The 22,838-nt window shown below is 55.1% G+C and carries 20 protein-coding genes and 1 pseudogene; 8 read left to right on the top strand and 13 right to left on the bottom strand.

Annotated features, from left to right (window positions below; genetic code table 11):
• Nucleotides 1-2 precede the first annotated feature (2 nt).
• From cysG to J9880_RS09130, 3 genes are all read left to right on the top strand, one after another.
• Nucleotides 3-1,400: a siroheme synthase CysG gene (cysG, locus tag J9880_RS09140; protein ID WP_232770358.1), complete on the top strand. Its 1,398-nt coding sequence runs from the start codon at nucleotides 3-5 to the stop codon at nucleotides 1,398-1,400.
• A gap of 224 nt (nucleotides 1,401-1,624) precedes the next feature.
• Nucleotides 1,625-2,776: a collagen-like triple helix repeat-containing protein gene (locus tag J9880_RS09135; RefSeq protein WP_232770357.1), complete on the top strand. Its 1,152-nt coding sequence runs from the start codon at nucleotides 1,625-1,627 to the stop codon at nucleotides 2,774-2,776.
• A gap of 106 nt (nucleotides 2,777-2,882) precedes the next feature.
• Complete coding sequence (locus J9880_RS09130) at nucleotides 2,883-4,595, top strand: ShlB/FhaC/HecB family hemolysin secretion/activation protein (RefSeq protein ID WP_232770356.1); 1,713 nt, start codon at nucleotides 2,883-2,885, stop codon at nucleotides 4,593-4,595.
• A 64-nt stretch (nucleotides 4,596-4,659) separates the two neighbouring features.
• Here the strand turns inward: J9880_RS09130 and trpS are convergent, their stop codons facing one another.
• The 12 genes and pseudogenes from trpS to pilM form a co-directional block, all read right to left on the bottom strand.
• Nucleotides 4,660-5,676, bottom strand: coding sequence for a tryptophan--tRNA ligase (gene trpS, locus J9880_RS09125; protein ID WP_095923798.1), 1,017 nt, complete (start codon nucleotides 5,674-5,676; stop codon nucleotides 4,660-4,662).
• A gap of 1 nt (nucleotide 5,677) precedes the next feature.
• Complete coding sequence (locus J9880_RS09120; RefSeq protein WP_095923799.1) at nucleotides 5,678-6,376, bottom strand: phosphoglycolate phosphatase; 699 nt, start codon at nucleotides 6,374-6,376, stop codon at nucleotides 5,678-5,680.
• Nucleotides 6,369-7,046 (bottom strand): ribulose-phosphate 3-epimerase, encoded by a 678-nt coding sequence (gene rpe / locus J9880_RS09115; protein ID WP_095923800.1) that lies wholly within the window; start codon nucleotides 7,044-7,046, stop codon nucleotides 6,369-6,371. The genes J9880_RS09120 and rpe overlap by 8 nt, the downstream gene beginning before the upstream one ends.
• 50 nt (nucleotides 7,047-7,096) lie before the next feature.
• Nucleotides 7,097-7,909, bottom strand: a complete 813-nt coding sequence (dam, locus tag J9880_RS09110) for an adenine-specific DNA-methyltransferase (RefSeq protein WP_095923801.1) — start codon at nucleotides 7,907-7,909, stop codon at nucleotides 7,097-7,099.
• A gap of 79 nt (nucleotides 7,910-7,988) precedes the next feature.
• Nucleotides 7,989-8,290 (bottom strand): annotated as a pseudogene (locus tag J9880_RS09105) (SPOR domain-containing protein); the annotation flags it as partial.
• A gap of 67 nt (nucleotides 8,291-8,357) precedes the next feature.
• Nucleotides 8,358-9,329, bottom strand: coding sequence for an SPOR domain-containing protein (locus J9880_RS09100; RefSeq protein ID WP_232770355.1), 972 nt, complete (start codon nucleotides 9,327-9,329; stop codon nucleotides 8,358-8,360).
• A gap of 126 nt (nucleotides 9,330-9,455) precedes the next feature.
• Nucleotides 9,456-10,538 (bottom strand): 3-dehydroquinate synthase, encoded by a 1,083-nt coding sequence (gene aroB / locus J9880_RS09095; RefSeq protein ID WP_232770354.1) that lies wholly within the window; start codon nucleotides 10,536-10,538, stop codon nucleotides 9,456-9,458.
• Between the two features lie 57 nt (nucleotides 10,539-10,595).
• Nucleotides 10,596-11,117 carry a shikimate kinase AroK gene (gene aroK, locus J9880_RS09090; protein WP_014333540.1) on the bottom strand — a complete coding sequence of 174 codons (522 nt, stop codon included), beginning with the start codon at nucleotides 11,115-11,117 and terminating at the stop codon, nucleotides 10,596-10,598.
• 348 nt (nucleotides 11,118-11,465) lie between these two features.
• Nucleotides 11,466-12,728, bottom strand: a complete 1,263-nt coding sequence (gene hofQ / locus J9880_RS09085; protein ID WP_232770455.1) for a DNA uptake porin HofQ — start codon at nucleotides 12,726-12,728, stop codon at nucleotides 11,466-11,468.
• A gap of 5 nt (nucleotides 12,729-12,733) precedes the next feature.
• Nucleotides 12,734-13,591, bottom strand: a complete 858-nt coding sequence (locus J9880_RS09080) for a pilus assembly protein PilO (protein WP_232770353.1) — start codon at nucleotides 13,589-13,591, stop codon at nucleotides 12,734-12,736.
• Complete coding sequence (locus J9880_RS09075; RefSeq protein WP_232770352.1) at nucleotides 13,588-14,151, bottom strand: PilN domain-containing protein; 564 nt, start codon at nucleotides 14,149-14,151, stop codon at nucleotides 13,588-13,590. The genes J9880_RS09080 and J9880_RS09075 overlap by 4 nt, the downstream gene beginning before the upstream one ends.
• Nucleotides 14,151-14,990, bottom strand: a complete 840-nt coding sequence (gene pilM / locus J9880_RS09070; RefSeq protein WP_119825299.1) for a pilus assembly protein PilM — start codon at nucleotides 14,988-14,990, stop codon at nucleotides 14,151-14,153. The genes J9880_RS09075 and pilM overlap by 1 nt, the downstream gene beginning before the upstream one ends.
• 121 nt (nucleotides 14,991-15,111) lie before the next feature.
• On the opposite strand from pilM, the gene mrcA reads away from it, so the two are divergent.
• The gene (gene mrcA / locus J9880_RS09065; RefSeq protein WP_095923807.1) at nucleotides 15,112-17,667 is read left to right on the top strand and encodes a peptidoglycan glycosyltransferase/peptidoglycan DD-transpeptidase MrcA; all 2,556 of its coding nucleotides are present in this window, start codon (nucleotides 15,112-15,114) and stop codon (nucleotides 17,665-17,667) included.
• Nucleotides 17,668-17,741: 74 nt separating this feature from the next.
• Here mrcA and nudE read toward each other — a convergent pair whose 3' ends face one another.
• Complete coding sequence (nudE, locus tag J9880_RS09060) at nucleotides 17,742-18,299, bottom strand: ADP compounds hydrolase NudE (protein ID WP_119825301.1); 558 nt, start codon at nucleotides 18,297-18,299, stop codon at nucleotides 17,742-17,744.
• Between the two features lie 212 nt (nucleotides 18,300-18,511).
• On the opposite strand from nudE, the gene J9880_RS09055 reads away from it, so the two are divergent.
• The 4 genes from J9880_RS09055 to hslO all read left to right on the top strand — a co-directional run bounded on the left by J9880_RS09055 (nucleotide 18,512) and on the right by hslO (nucleotide 22,788).
• Nucleotides 18,512-20,644, top strand: coding sequence for an intracellular growth attenuator family protein (locus J9880_RS09055; protein WP_232770454.1), 2,133 nt, complete (start codon nucleotides 18,512-18,514; stop codon nucleotides 20,642-20,644).
• A gap of 118 nt (nucleotides 20,645-20,762) precedes the next feature.
• Nucleotides 20,763-21,452 carry a GMP/IMP nucleotidase gene (gene yrfG, locus J9880_RS09050; protein ID WP_232770351.1) on the top strand — a complete coding sequence of 230 codons (690 nt, stop codon included), beginning with the start codon at nucleotides 20,763-20,765 and terminating at the stop codon, nucleotides 21,450-21,452.
• 24 nt (nucleotides 21,453-21,476) lie between these two features.
• Nucleotides 21,477-21,881 (top strand): ribosome-associated heat shock protein Hsp15, encoded by a 405-nt coding sequence (gene hslR / locus J9880_RS09045; protein WP_095923810.1) that lies wholly within the window; start codon nucleotides 21,477-21,479, stop codon nucleotides 21,879-21,881.
• 22 nt (nucleotides 21,882-21,903) lie between these two features.
• On the top strand, nucleotides 21,904-22,788 hold the full coding sequence (gene hslO, locus J9880_RS09040; protein ID WP_232770350.1) for an Hsp33 family molecular chaperone HslO: 885 nt from the start codon (nucleotides 21,904-21,906) through the stop codon (nucleotides 22,786-22,788).
• Nucleotides 22,789-22,838: the final 50 nt, after the last annotated feature.

Here is a 22,838-nt window from a genome sequence, read left to right as displayed (position 1 = left end):
CTATGGATTACCTGCCCCTTTTTTGTCAGTTAAAAAACAGAGCCTGTCTGCTGGTGGGTGCCGGTGACGTGGCTGAACGTAAAGCACGTTTGCTGCTGGATGCCGGTGCAACACTGACGGTGAATGCGCTTACCTTTACGCCGCAATTTCAGATCTGGGCAGACGAAGGCAAAGTCCGCCTGTTGCGCGGCGAATTCTCACCGCTGCTGGTGGATGAAAAATGGCTGGTGGTCGCCGCGACCGATTCCGATTTGGTGAATCAGGAAGTCAGCGAAGCCGCTGAGCATCGCCGCGTGTTTTGTAACGTGGTGGACGCGCCGGAAAGCGCCAGCGTGATCATGCCGTCCATCATCGACCGGTCTCCGCTGATGATCGCGGTGTCTTCCGGCGGGAACGCGCCGGTGCTGGCGCGTCTGCTGCGCGAACGTCTTGAATCCATTTTGCCGCAACATCTGGGCAAGCTGGCGCAGGTGGCGGGCGGACTGCGGGCGCGGGTCAAAACGCATTTTCCTGACGCCTCTGAGCGCCGCCGCTGGTGGGAAAAACTGTTCAATCATCATCGTCTGGCACAGTCACTGGCGAATAACGACGACACGCAAAGCCGCGACTATCTCGACGCAATGTTCCGCGAGCCGGTGGATAAGCATGGCGAAGTGATCCTGGTCGGTGCGGGGCCGGGCGACGCCGGACTGCTGACGCTCAAAGGCTTGCAGCAGATGCAACTGGCCGACGTGGTGGTGTACGACCGGCTGGTGTCTGACAGCGTGCTGAATCTGGTGCGCCGCGACGCGGAGCGGATTTTCGTCGGCAAACGTGGCGGACACCATTGTGTGCCGCAGGAACGCATCAATGAAATCCTGCTGGAACAGGCGCAGATGGGCAAACGGGTTGTCCGGCTGAAAGGCGGCGATCCGTTTATTTTTGGTCGTGGCGGCGAAGAACTCGAAGCCCTGAAAGCGGCGGGCATTGCCTTTTCCGTCGTACCGGGCATCACAGCCGCCTCAGGTTGTTCGGCCTACAGCGGCATTCCGCTGACTCACCGTGACCACGCGCAAAGCGTCAGGCTTATCACCGGTCATGCAAAACAGGACGGCATTATTGACTGGGCATGCATGGCGCAAAGCCAGCAAACGCTGGTGTTTTATATGGGACTGACGCAGGCCGGCGAGATCCAGCGCCGTTTGCTGGAAAACGGTCTGGCAGCAGAAACGCCTGTCGCGCTGGTGGAAAATGGCACCAGCCAGCAGCAGCGCGTAGTCACCGGAACGCTCACTGAACTCGAAAAACTGGCGAAACAGGTCCAAAGTCCCAGCCTGATTATTGTCGGCAGCGTGGTCAGCCTGCGGCAGAAACTCAACTGGTTTGCCAGCGAAACGCCGCAATCCGCGCCTTCTGCTTAAAAAAACTCCATTTATTTTATTAATCAATTCAGAGAAGTGAATAACATTTCACTTCTCCCTGTCGCATTATGGGAAGATTCTGATAACAGAATATAATTCCTTATACACGGCAAACCCTGATCTCATTTTGAAATAAAACCCCCTGTCAAATGGAATATCCAGCATCTTAAACTTAAACTTTAAGAGCGCCAACTGTGGCGTATTCTCCCGTGGAGGGTCATCTCATGCGCCATACCATTCATGTTGGTCATGTAAACAAGGTTGCCCTGGCAATCTTAGTCGCCCTGTCACTGGCTGCCTGTAGCGGCAGTGGCGGCGGCGGTTCTTCTCATACGGCAAAAACGTCCACCACCGGCTCAGCAACGACCGGCGATGGCACAGGTTCAGGGACAGGGACAGGGACTTCAACGGGCGGTGACGGAACCTCCACCGCCGGGAATGGAAGCGGCACAGGATCGGGTACCGGGGCAGGCACCGGTAGCGGTGGCGGAACCGGGACTGGCGGCGGAACAGGAACCGGCGGCACAGGGACAACACCGTCAACCACGCTTGCCAGCGCGACGATCCTGAGCAGCGCAGGCAGCGCGGTCAGTGGTCTGGGTACGCAGGTCAGCAGCATCGCCACCCAGACACCGATCAGTAATATTCCGGTCGCCGGTACTGGCGTCGTGACCATCATCGACAGTACCGGTAAAGCGGTGACTGACGTGGGCAGCGGCGTGAAAAACGGGCTGGGACAACTCGGTACCAATCCGAATGCCGTCGGCACCACCGTCGCCGGCGTGCCCATTGCCGTGGCGGATTTGGGCACCGGCGTGTCAGGGCTGGGGACCTCACTGGCTGCCAATACCACAGGAACACCGGTCAGCGGCGTGACATCCGCAGCAGGCGGGCTGGTCAATAACGTCGGGAAAGTGGTCACCACAACGGGTAACGGATTAGCGACAAACGTGCAAAGCGGTGAGCTTTCTAAAGTCACCACGGCGACCACCGGTATCGTGACGCCCGTTGTCGCCAAAGTTCAGGGCACCACACAAGCCGTCGGCGGCGCAACAGGGCTGGGCACACCGGTTAACGGCTTGCTGAATCAGGTGGGCACTACCGTCAGCGGCGCAGGGACGCAACTGGCAACCACCACACCGGCGCTGGCCGGTCTCGGACAGGTGGTGACCGGCACCGGACAGGCCGTGTCTAAAACCGGGACCATTCTGGTTCCTGCCAGCAGCACAACCACCACGACCGCCAGCAATTCCGGCGGCATTTCGGCGGGCGCTGGCGCATCCGTCACGCAATCCGGCGGTTTACTGGCCGGGGTAGGCACGACAGTGGGAGGACTGACCGGCGGCCTGGGTCTGAAAGTCAAAACCACGCCGTAAATCTGTTAATGAGCGTTGGTAGAAAAAGCCCGCTTTCCGGTTCTGGCGGAGAGCGGGCTGGCATCTCTGAGTGGTAACGTTTCCCTGTGCGTTCAAAGGAATGTTTATGAGAATAAAATCCTGCATAGTGGCTTTACTGGGTTCTGCCATTGGCTACAGTTCGGCAGATATGTTTCCTACCCTGATCGACCCGAATAACCCGGCCAAACTGGCGCAGCCGATTTCCCAGCCTCCGGCCAAAACGCAAAATATCGCCTTGCCCGCACAAAAGTCTCCTCCCAGCCTGACACCCCAGACCCTGATTGACGTCAGACACATTCAGTTTGTCGGCGGCACTCAGTATCCGCTGGATTCACTGGCCGCACCCTTCGCTCCCTTTATCGGCAAACAGGTGCCGCTTTCGGCATTACTGGCGGCCACCGACACGATCACCCAACGCTATCACCGCGACGGTTTTATTCTCTCTTACGCCTATATTCCGGCCGATAACTTTAAAGAGGGCGTGCTCAGCATCGGTCTGGTGGAGGGATACATTTCCGGTACGCAAATCCGCAGTGACAATCAGCAGGTGGGCCGCTGGCTGAGTAAATTATCGCAGCACATCATGGCGGAGAAGCCGCTGACGCAGGATACCTTTGAACGGTACACCCTTCTGATGGGGCGCACGCCGGATACCAAAGTCAGCGCCTCGGCCAATAATCCGAACAACATTTACGGCGCGACCACGCTGAATGTCGACGCGGTACGCCAGCGGAACTGGAATATTGCGACAGCGGTCGATACCCGCAAAGGTGACAGTTCTGCCGTGGTTAACGCCACGCTGAGCGGCCTGAGCACCTACGGCGAGCAGTTCGGCATTGCGACCTTAATCCCGCTGGAAAGCGATACCCGTAAAACCTACGCCGGTCTGAACTATCAGCAATATCTTGGCGACGACGGGTTGCTGATGCAGCTGAAAGGCAGTTATTACCAGCAGAAAGATAAGGATTACAACAGCATATTACTGCTGCCCAACGGCATCGACGTCGGGGCGCAAAACACCCAGACACAATATAACGGCGGCGTGGTATTCAGCTATCCGTTGCAGCTGACGCGGAAAAAACAATGGACGGTCAGCGGCGGTCTGGATTATCTCGATAAAAAATACCAATACGATTTGCGGGCAAGGCTGGGCAATCAGCAGATTGACCTGCCGCAGGTCAGCCAGCGGATCCGCTATCCGGCCGCAGAACTGTCACTGACTGGCTACCGGGAATATGATCAGGCTTACTGGCATACCACCTTCAATGTCCGTCAGGGGATCGACGGTCTGGGGGCGACGAACTCCACACCCAATGCAGATCTGACGTTTACCCGCTGGAAATTTAACGGCGATGCGGCCTATCTGTTCGATAAAAAATGGCGGTTGAGTTCATCCGTGGAAGGTGACTGGTCGGATAATGATTTACCTGAACCGGAGCGTGTGAATTTTGGTGCGCTGCATTACGGGCGCGGTTATCCCGACAGTGATGCCCAGGGGGATTACGGTGTCGGCGGACAGGTGGAAATGCGTTATATCCACAGTCTGGAACAGGGAGAATGGCTGAAAACCATTCAGCCTTACGCCGTAGTGGATGCCGCACATACCGGATTTAACCAGCCGGGGCTGCCCAAACAAAATCTGTCGTCTTACGCCATTGGCGTGATGTTTGGCGATAACCGTCACTATTCGTTATCCGTGGAAGCCGCCAGACCGATTGGCGATGTGCCGCTCGACAGTTCGTCCCGCGACTGGCGCTATAACGCGACCTTTACCTATAACTTCAACACCGGCTCGTGAAATCCTGAAAGTAAAAAGCCACGTCCGAAAAGACGTGGCTTTTTGATGGAGTGCCGGGCCTGACTTATTCGTAGCTGACGAAACCAATGGCTTCATAGGCCTTTTTCAGTGTCACGCTGGCGCGGGCGCGGGCTTTCTCCGCCCCTTCTTTCATCACCTGTTGCAGGTAAGCTTCGTCGCTGCGGAAACGGTTAAAACGCTCCTGCACCTCGGTCAGCATGCCGGATACCGCTTCGGCTACCGCGCCTTTCAGATGACCATACATCTGGCCTTCGAATTCCGCTTCCAGCTCAGGAATCGCTTTGCCGGTCACACCGGAAAGAATATCCAGCAGGTTCGACACGCCTGGCTTGTTTTTAATATCGTAACGAATGACCGGTGGCTCTTCAGAATCGGTCATCGCGCTTTTAATCTTTTTGGTCACCGCTTTCGGATCTTCCAGCAGGCCGATCACGTTTTTGCGGTTGTCATCCGACTTGGACATCTTCTTGGTCGGTTCCTGCAACGACATCACACGCGCACCGGATTTAGGAATAAACGGTTCTGGCACGGTGAACACATCACCGTAAATCGCGTTAAAACGGGCAGCGATATCGCGGCTCAGTTCCAGATGCTGTTTCTGGTCTTCACCGACCGGCACCTGATTGGTCTGGTACAGCAGAATATCGGCGGCCATCAGCACCGGATAATCGAACAGACCGGCGGTGATGCTTTCGCTGTTGGACGTTTCGTAGCGCGCGGATTTGTCCTTGAACTGCGTCATACGACCCAGCTCACCAAAATAGGTGTAACAGTTCAGCGCCCAGCTCAGCTGGCTGTGTTCAGGAACATGAGACTGCACGAAGATGGTACTTTTCTTCGGATCAATGCCGACCGCCAGATACAGCGCCAGCGTGTCGAGCGTCGCTTTGCGCAGTTTTACCGGATCCTGACGCACGGTGATCGCGTGCAAATCGACGATGCAATAAATGCATTCGTAGTCGTCCTGCATTTTGACCCATTGACGCAGCGCACCCATGTAGTTGCCAATGGTCAATTCGCCGGAGGGCTGTGCGCCACTAAATACGATGGGTTTACTCATTTTATGCTTCCTGATCTTTTAAAGATGACAGCCCCAGAGTGGGCAAAAGGTCGGCGAAATTATCCAGTACGCGATCGGGTTTGGTCAGCGCGATAGTTTCGCCGTAGTTGTAACCGTAAGTCATGCCGACACACGGGCAGCCAGCGGCCTGTGCAGCATGAATATCATTGCGTGAATCACCCACGAAGACCATTTCACTGGCGCGCAATCCCAGCAGAGCCAGCGTCATATAGACCGGAGCCGGATGCGGCTTTTTCGCCACCACATCGTCGCCACCAATCACCACGGTGAAATAGCTGTCGATACCGAGCGATTGCAATAAAGGCGCGATGAACGGCGTCGGTTTGTTGGTCACCAGCCCCATTGGCAGCCCCGCTGCGGCCAGTGCCGCCAGCGTCTCTTTGACCTGAGGATATAAACGGCTGCCGGTTGCGGCGGTATCCGCATAATAGTGATCGAATTTGTCGCGGACTTTTTGCAGATACTCCGCTGACAGATCGCCTTCGGCCCAGCGCACCGCGCGCTCGACCATGACATCAGCACCGTTGCCAATCCAGGTACTGAGACGCTCAACACCGGCAGCAGCCAATCCAAAATCCTGCAACGCCAGATCCATCGCTTCGGAAAGACCCGGCGCGCTGTCCACCAGCGTACCATCGAGATCAAAACCGACACCGCGCGCGGCGAGGACCTCAGTCATGGGAGACCTTAGCCAGTTCACTGCGCATATGGTCGATCACCGTGCGGTAATCCGGTTGGTTGAAAATGGCCGAACCGGCGACAAACATGTCAGCGCCTGCGGCGGCGATTTCGCCGATATTCTCCGCTTTCACACCGCCGTCGACTTCCAGACGAATGTCATATCCGCTGGCATCAATAATTTTGCGCACCTGACGGAGTTTATCCAGCGTGCCGGGAATAAACGACTGACCACCAAAGCCGGGGTTGACCGACATCAGCAGGATCACATCAAGTTTATCCATCACATAATCGAGATAGCTCAGAGAGGTTGCCGGGTTAAACACCAGACCGGCTTTACAGCCGTGGCTTTTAATCAGTTGCAGCGAACGGTCAACGTGCTCGGAGGCTTCAGGATGGAATGTGATGTAAGAGGCACCCGCTTCGGCAAAATCCGGGATCAGACGATCAACCGGTTTGACCATCAGGTGAACATCGATCGGTGCGGTAATGCCGTAATTGCGCAGCGATTTAAGAATAGCAGGCCCCATCGTCAGATTTGGGACGTAGTGGTTATCCATCACATCAAAATGGACAACATCTCCGCCCGCTTCCAGGGCTTTGGCTGTGTCTTCACCCAGACGGGCAAAGTCAGCAGACAGAATGGACGGTGCAATCAAAAACTGTTTCATCCGCTTCTCCATACGATAGGGTTACCTGACGATCACCGGCGGGCCAGCAATCAGCGATATAGCGCTAAAAGTTCATTCACCATGCTGCGTTGTGCAACTTTGCTGCTGATGGTACGCCGCGCTGACACGCGGTGCAGCTTGGCCTCTGCGTACCATTCCAGAGTCAGTGGTGTTTCATGGTTGGAAATCAGCACCGGCACACTGTTCTCATGAGAGAGCTGATACGCCAGCCGGGCCAGATTGCGCTGATCATCCATACTAAAACTGTTGGTGTGATACGCCGTAAAATTGGCGGTGGCGGAAAGCGGCGCGTAAGGCGGATCACAATAGACCACCGAGCCAGCCTGCGCTTTCAGCAACGTGTCCTGATAATGCTCACACACAAACACCGCATTCTTCGCTTTTTCAGCGAACCAGTAGAGTTCTTCTTCAGGGAAATACGGTTTTTTATAACGTCCGAAAGGCACGTTAAACGCACCACTGAGATTATAACGACACAGGCCGTTGTAACAATGGCGGTTGAGATAGAGGAAAAGTACCGAACGACGATAAGGATCGCTGCTGGCATTAAACTCAGCCCTCAGGACGTAAAAACGATCTGATTCGTTAAACTCTGGCGTAAAAAGCACACGAGCATCACGCACGAATTCCTCGGTGCGTGTCTTCACAATGTTGTAGAGATTGATCAGATCGTTGTTGATGTCTGCCAGAATATAAGCGTCATACTCGGTATTTAAAAACACCGAGCCCGCGCCAACAAAAGGCTCGATCAGACAATCTCCCGCCGGAAGATGACGTTTGATGTCATCAATCAGCGGGTATTTGCCGCCAGCCCACTTCAAAAACGCGCGGTTCTTCTTCATGCCGTCAGTAGCTACTTATACAATTCACAGCCGCGGATTGTATCCTGTTTTTAGACAGCAAATCGCGTTGAGATCAGTTTCATTTTTTCAGGTCTTGCTGTACCTGATGTACAGGCTTGACCCACGGTTTTTTCGCCTGAACTTCCGCAGGCAAGCTGGAAATAGCACGTTTCGCCTCTGCAGAAGAAGCATAGTTACCACTCACCAGCACAAACCACGGCTTCCCGTCGCGGGCTGTCTGATAAACCAGATAATTTTTCAGGCCCTGCTGTCTGGCAAATGCATTCAGTGTATTCGACTGCGACGCGCCGCTCAGTTGCAGGGTAAAGTGCGTGCCCGGTGCAGACTTGATGGCAGATGCACTGCCGCCACGACCGACGCCGCAGGGACGGCAGTCTGAGATTTGGTTGCCGGTGTTTTCGCCGTGTGCGTCGCCGCAGGCTTATGCTCAGCCGGTTTGGCGGTATGCGCAGGCTGGGTATTGCGTGAAGGCTGCGCCGGACGGGTATGGAAACCACGGCTTCCCGTCGCGGGCTGTCTGATAAACCAGATAATTTTTCAGGCCCTGCTGTCTGGCAAATGCATTCAGTGTATTCGACTGCGACGCGCCGCTCAGTTGCAGGGTAAAGTGCGTGCCCGGTGCAGACTTGATGGCAGATGCACTGCCGGAAGCCACGACCGGGGCCGACGCCGCAGGGACGGCAGTCTGAGATTTGGTTGCCGGTGTTTTCGCCGTGTGCGTCGCCGCAGGCTTATGCTCAGCCGGTTTGGCGGTATGCGCAGGCTGGGTATTGCGTGAAGGCTGCGCCGGACGGGTATGGGTCGCGGAAGGCTGAGAACCCGCCGGAGCCTGAGTCCGTGCCGAGCCGTTCACCGTTGCCGGCGCGGTGGGCAGAGAGGTCAGTGACTGAGCGGCAGGCGCCATGCTGCCTTGTGCCACGCCATCCACCTGATTTTGCTGAGCTGAGAGCGCATCGCTCATGTCACCCGGCAAATCGACACGTTCTTTCACCTGACCGTTATCAGGCACAGGCTGTGCTTCAGTCGGTGTCGGAGAGACCGGCGGCAAGCCGATACTCTTCGGTTGCTGGCCGTCAGCGGGCTGTTGACCATCAATGGCCTGCGCGGTATTGGCCTGAGCCTGCGCGGAAGGTTGAGCAGGTGCCGCCGCGTCATTACCCGCGAGGCTAATGTCTTTCGGTCCGTTGTTCTGCTGAGCAGACTGGCTGGAGGAAGGTGACTTCATGGCCGAGCCGATACCGACAATCAGCAGAACCAGCACCACGATACCGATGCCGATCATCACGTACTGACGGGAAACAGCGACCTTTGGAAGGGAAGGAGACGGTTTGCGCGCGCGCGGTGGGCGGCGATCGCTGGTATCTGGTTTGAGATCGTCTTCCGGTGTTAAATCATCCATCTAAAACCTCCAACCCGGCAAAAGCCTGAAAGGCTTTACGCGGAGCAACTATCCTGACTAAAAATATAAAGCTTTGCGGGCAAACGTAAAATCGGTCGTTATCTGGCCAAAACTCTGGCCGCAGTCTTAACGGCAATCTTCAATCGAAGCCAGCACCATTTCATGCGATACGCCGGAGCGTACTTCAGACTGACCAATTGCTTTCGGTAAAACCAGACGCAGTTCGCCAGCCAGTACTTTCTTATCACGCATCATGTGCGGCAGATAAGACTGCGCGTCCATAACGTCGGGGCCGGTCACAGGTAACCCTGCGCGGGTCAGTAAGGCTTTCACCCGGGCAATATCGCCCAGACTGAATTGTCCCAGGCGATGGGCCGTATAACAGGCCATCATCATACCGGCCGCCACAGCTTCGCCATGCAACCAGTTACCGTAACCCATTTCCGCTTCAATAGCATGGCCGTAAGTATGGCCCAGATTCAGCAAGGCGCGCATGCCGTTTTCACGTTCATCGGCAGCCACAACCTCGGCTTTCAGCTCGCAGCAACGACGGATGCAATAGGCCAGCGCGTTCATATCCAGCGCCAGTAAAGCGTCCATGTTGTCTTCAAGCCAGACAAAGAAGTCGGCATCCAGAATAATGCCGTATTTGATCACTTCTGCGAGACCCGATGACATTTCACGGGCAGGCAGCGTTCGCAGACAGTCGAGATCAATCACCACCGACGCAGGTTGATAAAACGCGCCGATCATGTTTTTTCCGAGTGGATGGTTTACCGCCGTTTTACCGCCAACGGAGGAATCAACCTGAGAAAGCAGCGTGGTTGGCACCTGTACAAAGCGCACACCGCGCTGATAACTGGCCGCAGCGAAGCCGGTTAAATCACCGACAACGCCACCGCCAAGGGCGATCAGCGTAGTATCACGTCCGTGCGGCTTTTCGAGCAGCGCGGAGAACACGTCATTCAGAACAGTCAGGGATTTGTATTGTTCACCATCAGGCAAAATCACCTGATCAACACGAACGCCTGCCTGCTCCAGTACTGAACGGAGTGCGTCCAGATAGAGAGGGGCGAGGGTTTCATTGGTCACTATCATGACCTGATCGCCTGCCTTTACCGGCATAAAAGAAGCCGGATCGTGGAACAATCCGGCAGCAATCGTAATCGGGTAGCTACGCTCCCCTAACGTTACGGTAATCCTCTCCATGTCGCGCTCTGTGACCTTCTTTAACTGACACCCTCAGGCAATGATGGACACCAATAATCAGTTACTTTCCAGCATGTTAATAATCTGGTTAGCCACGACTTTGGCACTTTGATCATCGGTACGAATAGTGACGTCGGCAATCTCTTCATACAAAGGATTACGCTCTCTCGCCAGTGCTTCAAGCACTTCACGTGGCGGAGCACTCACTTGTAATAATGGACGTTTTTTGTCGCGTTGTGTACGCGCCAGTTGTTTTTCGATGGTAGTTTCAAGATAGACGACAACGCCACGCGCTGACAAACGGTTACGGGTTTCACGTGATTTCACGGAACCGCCACCTGTTGCCAGAACAATGCCTTGTTTTTCGGTCAGTTCGTTGATCACTTTTTCTTCGCGGTCGCGGAATCCGTCTTCGCCTTCCAAATCAAATACCCAGCCCACATCAGCTCCGGTACGTCGCTCAATTTCGTGATCGGAGTCGAAAAACTCCATATTGAGTTGCTGAGCTAACTGTCGACCAATAGTGCTTTTGCCGGCACCCATAGGCCCAACCAGAAAGATATTGCGTTTCTCTGCCATGTTTTTCGGTATTACTAAGACAATTCGTTGATGATAACCCGCCCCGCCAATCAAATTAGCGGCGGGACCTAAACTGAAACCTCATGAGCGATATAGTGCGAGATCAGAAAAAAATTATCTCAACACTCTTGGTAGTTTGGCAACCGAATAAATCACTTTGCACGCCGCAGGAGGGAAACCGTACGTTTTTATCGGCGTGTCTGTCGTAATAAAAAGATCACGGTGCTCAATTCGGTAACCCTTGTAAGCTAAATCGAACGCAGCGTCAAACTCAGAAGCCCCTCACGACGCAAAAAGTTGCATGTGCTCAACGTTATTGTGCGATTTCCGTTAAGTCAGAATACCCATTTAACGGGTGCGGATTAAGGTCGGGGTAATGAAAATCACCAACTCGCGCCGTTGTTCATTGTTGTACTGATGTTTAAACAAGGAACCGACCACCGGTATGTCCCCCAACACCGGCACCTTGGTATCGGTTTTTTGATTTTTGCGCTGGAAAATCCCGCCGAGGACCAGGGTTTCGCCATCTTTTACGGTGACCTGCGTTTTGATTTCCTGTTTATCAATCGCCAGCGCCTCGCCTTCCGCCTGTTTGATACTTCTTCCGGGCATGTTCTGGCTTATCTGTAAGGCCAGCTGAATGCGTCCGTCGCGCTGAATTTTCGGCATCACTTCCATGCCCAGTACCGCTTCTTTAAATTCAATGGAGGTACTGCCGCTGGCTCCGCTGGAAACCTGATACGGGATCTCCGTTCCCTGTTTGATGCTGGCGGTTTGCATGTGGGCGGTCATCAGACGCGGGCTGGCGATAATATCGACTTTGTCTTCCTGCTCAAGGGCGGTCAGTTCCAGATCGAGTATCCGTCCGCTGATATGCGCCAGATTAAAACCGGCGGTGAATATCGGGTTCTCCACCGGCATCCCCATACTGAAATTGTTCATGCGTACGGCTTTGGTGATGGCTTCCTCACCGGTGAATCCCCAGCGCACGCCAAGTTCGCGCAGGCTTTCACTGTTCATGGTCACGATATGCGCTGCCAGTTGCACCTGTTGTAACGGCAAATCCATTTCTTTTATCCACGGTGCCACGATATCCAGCGCTTCCTGCGTATCACGCAGCAAAAGCGTATTGGTACGGACATCCGCTGTCGCAATGCCTTTTGCCGAAAGCAGCGAGCCTTTCTGCGCATTCAGACTCATTGCCGTCTCTTTGGCATCCGCATAGTTTAACGGTACCGTGAGACTGACCACCGGACGTTGCAGCGCCTGTTGTTCGGCAGCCTCTTTTATTTGCTGTTGCGCAGCCTGCTGGTCCACTTCGGGCGAGATCAGTAAGACATTGCCCTGCAACTGGCTGGTAAGGCGGTTCATTCGCAAAATAATGTCGAGCGCCTGCTGCCACGGCACATCTTTGAGTTTCACGCTTATCTGCCCTTCCACACCCGGCGCGGTCACCAGATTCAACTGCCGCGAATCCGCCAGAGCCTGCAACACTAACCCGACCGGCGATGACTGGAATTCCAGTGACACCTGCGCCGGTGCGGCGGCGTTTACCGGGCTCAGGCATAAACACAGCAACGACAGCACCATTTTGCTGCCAACATATTTCATCATTTTCATTGTCCCTTCCCTGGAGAATCATTGCGTGTGCCGAGGCGGAGGATCTGACGCTGAACGCCGCAGCGCGCGTCACTGAGAGTGAGTGCCACCTGCGAGGCGCTCAGAAGTTCGACTGTCCATGGTGGCGTGCCGAAGCGGGTGCCGGTTTCGACTTTGCTCCATTGCCCGTCAGGAGACAGCAGCCAGCCGGAACGTTGATCACCCGTCTGTGACACACCACTCAGCGTCCAGTCAGCCGCCTGCAAAACACTCGCACAGGCGGAGGATTGCGGCGCGGCAAAAGGGTCACGCCGGGCGACGACGGCCTGCGTAAGTTCCGTCGTTTTTTCCGCATCAGGGGTTTGAGTGAGCAGTACCGAAACCACCAAACCGGCGTCGTTTGTGTGCAGACTCAGCTCACTGAGGGCAGGATGTTGAGACCCTTGCTGCATCGCATAAAGAAAATCCATCAGTCCGGTAAAAGACGCCTGTAATTCCAGCTCGCCCTCCGGCTGCGCTTTCGCATCAGGCACGGGTTGCCAGCGGATCAGCCGCGCCTGAGACGCTTGCAGCGGTTGGGCAAATTGCTGTTCCAGCGGCAGGCTCTGCCGTTCAACCTGCGCATGGTGTTTCAGTTCGCGCTGCAGATGTTCCAGCGGCGGCAGGCGTAGCAATGCCGCCTGAGTGCGTGAGATGCCCTGTTGCGCGGAGGCAATGTCGTGCGTCAGCGTCTGCAGTTGTTGCCACATGCCCCGCACTGCGGCCAGATACATCAGGAAAATCAGAACCAGTAAAAAGGCGATCAGGATCAGCGCCCGCTGCCAGCCCGGTTTTTCCATCAGCGGTTCGAGTCGTTCAGCAAGGAGCCGCGTCATTGCGATGCCTCCGCCGCAGCCGGAGAACTGACCGCCCGGAGCGGCGTTTGCATGACAAAACTCAGCGTTCCGTCTGGTTTTTGCTGCACATCGGAAAGCCGGACGTGGCCCAGTAATTCGCTCGCTGACAGCGTGTCGCTCAAAGCCAGAATCTGGTGATAGAACCTCCCTTCGCCTTTTAACATCAGCATTCCCTGCCGCTCTGTCAGTTCATTCAGCCAGATGTCTTCCGGCATCCGGGAGGCCAGCAATTCCAGCAGCTGCAGGTCATCCCGGCCTCGCTGCAGACGCTGATGGCTCAGCGCACGTTTTTCTGTCAGGGCGTTTAGCTGTACAGCGGCGGTTTCCACACGCTGCTGCCGGAGTACCAGCGTTTGCGCAGCGGAATTCAGCGCGGACAGGTGCAGTTGCCGCAGCGCCCTTTCCTGCATAAGAAACGCAACGAGGAGAAAAGTCCCCGTTATAACCAGTACCGGCGTGACGGCAAAAAGCCTCAGCCAGTCACGCATCCGTCGCTGGCGGCGCAGGGCGCGCCACGGCAATAAGTTGACCTGCAGCATCAGTAATCCGCCGCGCGCAATGCCAGCCCGACGGCAGGCGCGAACGCACCGGGGCTGGCAGGCAAAGGCGCTGACAGTTGCGTGATCGCACGCAAAGGCGACCAGTATTGCATCGGGGCGGGGGCGGGTTCGCCGCTGTAATAGTCTTCACGGCTGCACAGTGTCGCCGCACGATATTGTGAGCGGATGTACTGCGACAGCGGCGTTTTCGTTTCGGCTTCTGCCCCTTCCAGCAGACCAAACTGAAACGGCAAACTGTGCGGCGAAGCCCACAGCAGGGCATCATCAAGAGGATGGATCAACATGGCATCGCCGGGCAGCCCGGCAGCCTGAGCCGCGATCTGAAGCGCGCAGGGTGTCAGCTCGATGGCCTCAGGAAACAGCTGTGCCTGCGCCATGCATTGCATCCACTGTTCGATTTCCTGTTGTCTGGCCGCCGTGACAACCACCTGATTGTCGCCGTGGGGATCGGCGCGGTAGTCCATCACCAGATGTTCCACGCTCAGGGGAAACTGCTTTGCCGCATGGGAAAAGATGAAAGCACTGCGCTGTGGCTCACACAAACGGGCATCCGGCGCGGCCATGCGTTGCTGCATAATACGTTGTGCAGGAAGGCTAATTCGCAATGAGAAACCTGCCGGCAGCGTTTTTCGCCAGCACGATAAAATGGCGATCAGCGGCGCGGTCTCATGTAATATCCCCTCCCGCAATGTGAAAGGGGGCAACGGATGCTGCCACCAGTGACGTAATTGCCAGCCATGACGCCGCCGCTGAACGGCGATCGCTCGGGCAAAACCGGCTTGAATATCCAGACCTACCTGCCATGCTTGTAGTCGCATTTTCGCCCAATCTCCATATCGTCAAGTAAATAAAAGAACGTATCCATGTTGCTGGCTTGCCTTTATACTACCGCGCGGTTGTTTATAAACTGCCCAATTGACACTTAATGGGAAATCTCAGGTGAAGTTCGTAAAGTATTTATTGATTCTTGCAGTGTGTTGCATTTTGCTGGGAGCAGCCTCGATCTTCGGTTTGTATAAATATATCGAGCCACAGCTACCCGACGTCGCCACGCTTAAAGACGTGCGCCTGCAAACACCCATGCAGGTTTTCAGTGCCGAAGGTGATCTGATCGCCCAGTACGGTGAAAAACGCCGTATCCCGCTGAAACTTGACCAGATCCCACCGGAAATGGTGCATGCGTTTATCGCGACCGAAGACAGTCGTTTCTATGAACATCACGGCGTGGATCCGATCGGTATTTTCCGTGCGGCTTCCGTTGCGCTGGTGTCCGGTCACGCCTCACAGGGTGCGAGTACCATTACTCAGCAGTTAGCCCGTAACTTCTTCTTAAGCCCCGAACGCACGCTGACCCGTAAAATTAAGGAAGCGTTTCTGGCCATCCGCATTGAGCAGATGATGTCCAAAGACGAAATCCTCGAGCTGTATCTGAATAAGATCTACCTCGGTTATCGCGCGTATGGCGTGGGCGCTGCGGCACAGGTGTACTTCGGTAAAGATGTCAGTCAGCTGACACTCAGTGAAATGGCGGTGATTGCCGGTCTGCCAAAAGCACCGTCGACCTTCAACCCGCTGTATTCTCATGACCGTTCTCTGGCCCGCCGGAATACCGTACTGGCCCGTATGCTGGATGAAAAATACATCACGCAGGCGCAGTACGATCAGGCCCGTGCCGAACCGCTGGTGGCGAATTACCATGCCCCGCACATTGAATTCTCAGCGCCATATCTGACCGAAATGGTGCGTCAGGAAATGGTGAAACGTTATGGCGACAATGCCTATAACGACGGCTACATGGTTTACACCACCATTACCAGGAAAACCCAGTTAGCCGCGCAGGAAGCCCTGCGCACCAACGTGCTCAATTACGATATGCGCCACGGTTACCGCGGCCCGTCAAATCAGCTGTGGAAAGTGGGTGAACCAGCGTGGGATCAGGACAAGATTGTTCAGTCGCTGAAAACCCTGCCGGTGTATGGCCCGCTGTTCCCGGCGGTGATCACCGCAACGGATGATGCGCAGGCGACGGCCACCATGTCTAACCGCGCAGTGATCAGCCTGCCGTTCAGTGGCATGCGCTGGGCACGACCTTACCGTAATGACAACGCTCAGGGTCCGACACCGAAGAAAGTGTCTGACGTGGTGCGTCCTGGTCAGCAGGTCTGGGTGCGTAAAGTGGGTGATGACTGGTGGCTGGCACAGGTGCCTGACGTCAACTCGGCCATCGTTTCCCTCAATCCAAACGACGGGGCGATTGAAGCCCTGGTGGGCGGTTTCGATTTCAACCAGAGCAAGTTTAACCGCGCCAATCAGGCGGTTCGCCAGCTCGGTTCGAACATTAAACCGTTCCTGTACACCGCGGCGATGGATAAAGGCCTGACACTGGCGACCATCCTCAACGACATGCCGATTACCCGCTGGGATGCCGGTGCGGGCACCGACTGGCGTCCGAAAAACTCACCGCCAACGTATTACGGCCCGATCCGTCTGCGTCAGGGGTTAGGTGAATCGAAGAACGTGGTGATGGTGCGTGCAATGCGTGCGATGGGCGTGGATTACGCGGCAGAATATCTGCAACGTTTCGGCTTCCCGGCAGCGAACATTGTTCATTCCGAATCACTGGCACTGGGTTCCGCATCATTCACCCCGTTACAGGTTGTGCGCGGTTACGCCACACTGACCAATGGCGGCTATCTGGTTGACCCGTATTTCATCACCAAAATCGTGGATGAGTCCGGTCAGGTTCAGTTTGAAGCCAAACCGAAAATCGCCTGCCGCACCTGTAATATTCCGGTGATTTATGGCGATACGCAAAAATCTGCGGTGCTGTCGGATGATAACGTCGAAAACGTTGCCACCTCGGCCACCAACAGCAATAACAGCGTGCCTACGCCGCAACTGGAACAGGTGCCACCGAACTCGCCTCAGGTCGATGCCGCGCAGCAATATGCGCCGCATGTGATCAGCACGCCGCTGTCATTCCTGATCAGTGATGCCCTGAACTCTAACATCTTCGGGGAACCGGGCTGGATGGGGACGGGCTGGCGTGCGGGACGTGATCTGAAGCGTCATGACATTGGCGGTAAAACCGGTACCACCAACAGCTCGAAAGATGCCTGGTTCTCCGGATACGGCCCTGACGTGGTGACGTCGGTCTGGATTGGCTTTGACGATCACCGCCGTGACCTGGGGCGTTCAACAGCTTCAGGCGTGATCCCGGATCAAATCTCCGGGGCTGAAGGCGGCGCGAAAAGTGCTCAGCCAGCCTGGGATGATTATATGAAAGCCGTGCTGGACGGTGTGCCGGAGCAGCCACAAACCCCGCCTCCGGGCGTGGTGACGGTCACTATCGACAAGAGCACCGGTAAGTTGTCTGACGGCGGCGGTAACAGCCGTCCGGAATACTTCGTGGACGGAACGCAACCGACTGAACATGCGGTGCATGAAGTCGGGACGACCATTATGGATAACGGTCAGGAACACGAGTTGTTCTGATGCCTGAGCTGTAAAACAAAAAGCCGGTCTGCATCATGCATGACCGGCTTTTTTAATGGTTTTTTATGGCGGGATCAGCGGGCGTTTCGTGTCAGAAAATCGTGCGCCAGGAATAACGCGCTGACATTGCGGGCTTCGCAAAAATCAGGGTGTTCGAGCAATTCCATCATGCGCGACACCGGCCAGCGCGTTTGCGGCAACGGTTCCGGTTCATCGCCTTCCAGACTTTTCAGGTACAAATCTTTGGCAATGACGATATTCATGCGGCTGGAGAAGTAGGAAGGCGCCATGGTCAGTTTTGCCAGCACATCAAAGTGGCGCGCGCCGTAGCCCACTTCTTCCATCAGTTCACGGTTAGCCGCCTCAAGCACACCTTCGCCAGGATCAATCAGCCCTTTGGGAAAGCCCAGCTCGTAGCTTTCGATGCCCACGGCATATTCCTGAATTAACAGCAGCTCATCATCAATGATCGGCACAATCATCACCGCTTCCCGATCGGAAGGACGCATGCGTTCATACACACGTTCAGCGCCATTGCTGAACGTCAGATCGACAGATTCGATGGTGAACAAACGCGAACGGGCCACGGTTTCCACCTTCATGATTTTCGGTTTTTGCAGGTGTTTTGTCATGTCTTCCCCAACGTATTATTCACCTGACCAGAGGTGTTCAAATGGGTTCGTTGTTCTGTTTACAGACGGCTATCAGACGTCATTGTGCGTTAATGAACGCCAGCATCGCAATCTTTACTGAAAAACGGTCTTGCCCCTGCGTATTTCCCGTACAAAATACCCGTAAAAAAACAGCGTTAATCGTGCAAAAAAAGCACGTTAGCTTATGGCTGGTGACACTGGTGTTGTTGTGTATCGCAATTATTGCCACAGCGTCTTATTTTTGGCTTGTATTGCGCCGCCGCCAACGCGACGAGTCCGTCGTGCGTTTCTCCACACCGAGTCAGCGCAAACTTTCTCAGAAAGAACGTGATGCTGTTGAGCGTTATCTGCGTCAAAACGAAGGCCTCGGCCAGACCCCTATTACCCACCGCAATAATCTGATCATCCTGCGCGATAAACTGACGCTGACCACCAAAAGCGAAAATGTTTACAGCCTGAAACGCGCGATCACCCGCTATGGGGTGGCGAGCGAAGATCCCAATAAATGGCGCTATTTCCTCGATGCGACTGAAATTCACCTGCCCCCGTTCTGGGAGCAATACATCGCTCAGGAAAATCAGGTCGAACTGATCAAGACGCAAAGCCTGCCGCTGGTGATTTCACTCAACGGCCATACGCTGGCGGATCACGTTTATGAAGGACCTGCGCCGGTGTCGGCGGTGATGCCTTCACAGCCGCAGAACGCCTCGATTCGTCATGAAGAAAGCGAACACATTGAACTGGTTAAAGTCCGCCGCGAAACCCGCGAGGAACACGCCCTGACCCGTTCCAACGGTGTCAAAGAAGCGCTGGCGGTTTCCGCGATCCTGCTGATGTTTTTCGTCACGCTGCAAAGCCCGGTGATGTTCCTTCCCTGGCTGCTGGCCATTTCCGCCGGACTGGCGGTGTGGGTTATCTGGCGACTGGTCTGCGAACGCTTAGGTAAAAACCGCAAGGAAATCCATTGCCTGCGCGGTTTACCCAAACGCTGGGGTTTGTTTGGGGAATCCAAACAGGGCGATATCAGCAATATTTCGCTCGGTGCAGTAGACCTGATATATCCGCCGCACTGGCAGCCCTATATTGGCCGTGATCTCGGCCAGCCGACGGATGTGGAAGTCTATATGAACAGCCACGTCGTGCGTCAGGGCAGTGTGCTGTCGCTGCATGAAGAGGTGAAGAAATTTCCGCTCCAGCAATGGGGAAGAAATCTGGTGCTCGCCACCAGCGCCTTCCTTCTGCTGCTGGCGTTACTGGTGTATGTTCCGCTTGGCCTGCCGCTCAAACTCAGCGTGGCCTGGCTTCAGGGCGCGCAAAGCTCACAGGTTAACAGCGTGCAGGAACTGGAAAAGGCCGCCCTGCGCGTCGGCGATACCCTGAAAGTTCAGGGAACCGGCATGTGTTATGTGCCGCCGTCCGCCAGCCGTTCTGCGTCCGGTTTTATGCCTTTTGATTGTTCTGCCATTTACTGGAATACCGCGACGCCGCTGCCGGTGCCTCAGTCAGAAATCATTGATGCCGCTACGGCGCTGCAAACGACGGTGAACAACCAGTTACACCCCGGCCAGAACCAGGCACCCGAACAAAACATTAACCCGCAGCTGGCCACCGCCATTGAAAAATCCGGCATGATCCTGCTCGATGACTTCGCGGATATCGTACTGAAAACCGAAGCACTGTGCGGAAACAGCAACGACTGCGTCCGGCTGAAAAATGCGCTGGTGAATCTGGGTAATTCAAGTAACTGGAATTCGCTGCTGAAGCGGGCTAAAGCGGGCACGTTGCAGGGAATTAACGTTCTGTTACGTCCGGTCAGCGCCCAGTCCCTGAGCGAACTGGTGAATAACGCGACCTCTTCGTTCTTTATTCAGGAAACCCGCCGTGCGGCAGACAGCCTTAACAGTCCGCCACCGGGTGGCTTCCTCATCAGCAATGACGAAGGTCGTCAGCTGATTGAACTGCCGGTGCCGCCGGTGGGCGTATTTGCTAATCCGCCGCAGGAACAATGGAAACAGCTGCAACACTTATCAACGCAGTTGTTGCACACGCCGTTCAGCGCGCAGGGCGTGATCACCAGTATCAGCGTGGATGCCAACGGCACCCGTCATATTTCGCTGCACAGTGAACCGGATATTGCGACGTTGTGGCGGTATCTTGGTACCAGTCTGCTGCTGTTCCTGCTGGTGGGCGTACTGGTGGTCAATACCGTGCTGTTTATCCGCCGTTTCGTGCAAGATAAACGTCGTATCGACGACATTCAGCAATATTACAATTCCTGTTTCCATCCTACGCTGATCACGATGCCGGCTCATCAGCTGGGCTGAAACTGCCGGGTGGCTCTGCGCCACCCGGCCCGTTTATGCTAATCTGACCCCCTTCCCTGCTTTCACTGATGCGTTCCTGCGTTCGCTGTTCCCTCCGGCCGCAGGACATGGAGTTTTCATGCCCCCTGATTTTGACTGGAAATGCATTGATACCGTTTTGCTGGATATGGACGGCACCCTGCTGGATCTGGCATTCGACAGCCAGTTCTGGCTACAAGACGTGCCGCTCGCCCTCAGCCAGCAACGCGCCATTCCGCTGGAAAATGCGCGCCAGTTAATTCATGACGAATACCTTGCCGTTCAGCACACCATGAACTGGTATTGCTTTGATTACTGGAGCGAAAGGCTGGATCTGGATATTTACCAGATGACGACCCGCATCGGCAAAAATGCGCGCTTACGCGACGATACGCTGCCCTTTCTGGCGCATCTGCGGAAAAGCGGGCGACAGACCATTTTGCTGACCAATGCGCATCCGCACAGTCTTTCCGTTAAAATTGAACATACCGGATTAGACCAGCACCTTGATTTATTACTTTCTACCCACACATTTGGTTATCCGAAGGAAGATCAGCGGTTGTGGTCGGCGGTGCAGCAGCAAACAGGCTTTAACCCTGACAGAACCTTATTTGTCGATGACGGTGAACCTATCCTCAATGCGGCAAAAACCTTCGGTATCCGCTATTGTCTGGGTATAGAAAATCCGGATTCGACCATGGCAAACAAGTCATTTGAGGGGCATCCCTCCATTAGTGACTACCGAAGCCTGTTGCCCGCCATTCACCCCGTAACAGGCCAGGCTCAGTAATACCGGTAAGCTCAGGGGAGAAACATGAAAGGTAAAAAGGAAGACGACGATAATGCCGTTCGCCTCGATAAATGGCTGTGGGCGGCTCGTTTTTATAAGACCCGCGCGCTGGCACGCGAGATGATTGATGGCGGCAAAGTGCATTACAACGGCCAGCGGGGGAAACCCAGCAAGCTGATGGAACTGAATGCCGAAATTACGTTGCGTCAGGGAAATGACACCAAAACGATCATTGTTCTGGGGCTGACGACTCAGCGCCGCAGTGCGGAAGAAGCACAGAAACTGTATCAGGAAACCGGGGCGAGCATTGCCAGCCGGGAAAAAATCTCCGAGGCGCGCAAAATGAATGCCATGCCGCATCCGGACCGCCGTCCGGACAAAAAGGAACGCCGCAACCTGATCAAATTTAAATATGGCGATTCGGAATAAATCGCCACAAAGAGAGAAAATTATGTCAAACCACGACCAACTGCATCGCTACCTGTTCAACCATCACGCCGTCCGCGGTGAACTGGTCTCGCTCAAAGAAACTTTCCAGCAGATTGTTGCCGGTCACGATTATCCGGCCGAAGTGCGTAACCTGTTGGGTGAAATGTTGGTAGCGACCAGCCTGTTGACCGCCACCCTGAAATTCGACGGCGATATTACCGTGCAGTTGCAGGGCGATGGCCCGCTGAAACTGGCGGTGATTAACGGTAATAACCAACAGGAACTACGCGGCATCGCCCGTCTGCAAGGCGACATCGCAGAAGGCAGCTCGCTGAAAGAGATGATTAGCAACGGCTATATGGTGATCACCATTTCTCCGAGTGTCGGCGAACGCTATCAGGGCGTCGTGGGGCTGGAAGGCGAAAATCTGGCGGAATGCCTGGAAAACTACTTTATGCAGTCCGAGCAGTTGCCGACCCGTATTTTCATCCGTACCGGTGAAGTGGAAGGCCAGCCAGCCGCAGGCGGTATGCTGTTGCAGGTTCTGCCAGCGGAAGATACCGACCCGGAAGAGTTCAGCCATCTGGCACAGCTGACCACCACCATCAAGGCGGAAGAGTTGTTCACCCTGCCCGCCAACGAAGTGCTGTATCGCCTCTATCATCAGGAAGAAGTCACCCTGTATGAACCGCAGGCCGTATGTTTCCGTTGCACCTGTTCCCGCGAACGTTGTGCAGGTGCGCTGATGACGCTGCCGGATGAAGATATTCTCGAAATGCTGGAAGCTGACGGCAAAATCGAAATGCACTGCGATTATTGCGGCGCAGACTATGAGTTTGACGCAATGGATATGGCGACGCTGAAAGCGGGCGGTGATGTTCATTCCGGCGATGACCACGTTCATTGATCGGTAACACATTCAGCCTGAGGGACTTTTCACCGGAAAGTCCCTTTTTT

This window comes from Rahnella victoriana, assembly GCF_021276285.1.
Taxonomy (GTDB): Bacteria; Pseudomonadota; Gammaproteobacteria; order Enterobacterales; family Enterobacteriaceae; genus Rahnella; species Rahnella victoriana.
This window is presented reverse-complemented; position numbering and strand designations above follow the sequence as displayed.

Bases quoted from the DNA above. Each gene is read 5' to 3' on its own strand.
- J9880_RS09120 (WP_095923799.1), bottom strand. From the start codon at position 6,376: ATGACTGAGGTCCTCGCCGCGCGCGGTGTCGGTTTTGATCTCGATGGT.
- rpe (WP_095923800.1), bottom strand. From the start codon at position 7,046: ATGAAACAGTTTTTGATTGCACCGTCCATTCTGTCTGCTGACTTTGCC.
- hslO (WP_232770350.1), top strand. From the start codon at position 21,904: ATGTCAAACCACGACCAACTGCATCGCTACCTGTTCAACCATCACGCC.
- dam (WP_095923801.1), bottom strand. From the start codon at position 7,909: ATGAAGAAGAACCGCGCGTTTTTGAAGTGGGCTGGCGGCAAATACCCG.
- pilM (WP_119825299.1), bottom strand. From the start codon at position 14,990: ATGCGACTACAAGCATGGCAGGTAGGTCTGGATATTCAAGCCGGTTTT.
- trpS (WP_095923798.1), bottom strand. From the start codon at position 5,676: ATGAGTAAACCCATCGTATTTAGTGGCGCACAGCCCTCCGGCGAATTG.
- hslR (WP_095923810.1), top strand. From the start codon at position 21,477: ATGAAAGGTAAAAAGGAAGACGACGATAATGCCGTTCGCCTCGATAAA.
- J9880_RS09135 (WP_232770357.1), top strand. From the start codon at position 1,625: ATGCGCCATACCATTCATGTTGGTCATGTAAACAAGGTTGCCCTGGCA.
- hofQ (WP_232770455.1), bottom strand. From the start codon at position 12,728: ATGAAATATGTTGGCAGCAAAATGGTGCTGTCGTTGCTGTGTTTATGC.
- cysG (WP_232770358.1), top strand. From the start codon at position 3: ATGGATTACCTGCCCCTTTTTTGTCAGTTAAAAAACAGAGCCTGTCTG.
- J9880_RS09080 (WP_232770353.1), bottom strand. From the start codon at position 13,591: ATGACGCGGCTCCTTGCTGAACGACTCGAACCGCTGATGGAAAAACCG.
- yrfG (WP_232770351.1), top strand. From the start codon at position 20,763: ATGCCCCCTGATTTTGACTGGAAATGCATTGATACCGTTTTGCTGGAT.
- aroK (WP_014333540.1), bottom strand. From the start codon at position 11,117: ATGGCAGAGAAACGCAATATCTTTCTGGTTGGGCCTATGGGTGCCGGC.
- aroB (WP_232770354.1), bottom strand. From the start codon at position 10,538: ATGGAGAGGATTACCGTAACGTTAGGGGAGCGTAGCTACCCGATTACG.
- J9880_RS09100 (WP_232770355.1), bottom strand. From the start codon at position 9,329: ATGGATGATTTAACACCGGAAGACGATCTCAAACCAGATACCAGCGAT.
- J9880_RS09130 (WP_232770356.1), top strand. From the start codon at position 2,883: ATGAGAATAAAATCCTGCATAGTGGCTTTACTGGGTTCTGCCATTGGC.
- J9880_RS09075 (WP_232770352.1), bottom strand. From the start codon at position 14,151: ATGCTGCAGGTCAACTTATTGCCGTGGCGCGCCCTGCGCCGCCAGCGA.
- nudE (WP_119825301.1), bottom strand. From the start codon at position 18,299: ATGACAAAACACCTGCAAAAACCGAAAATCATGAAGGTGGAAACCGTG.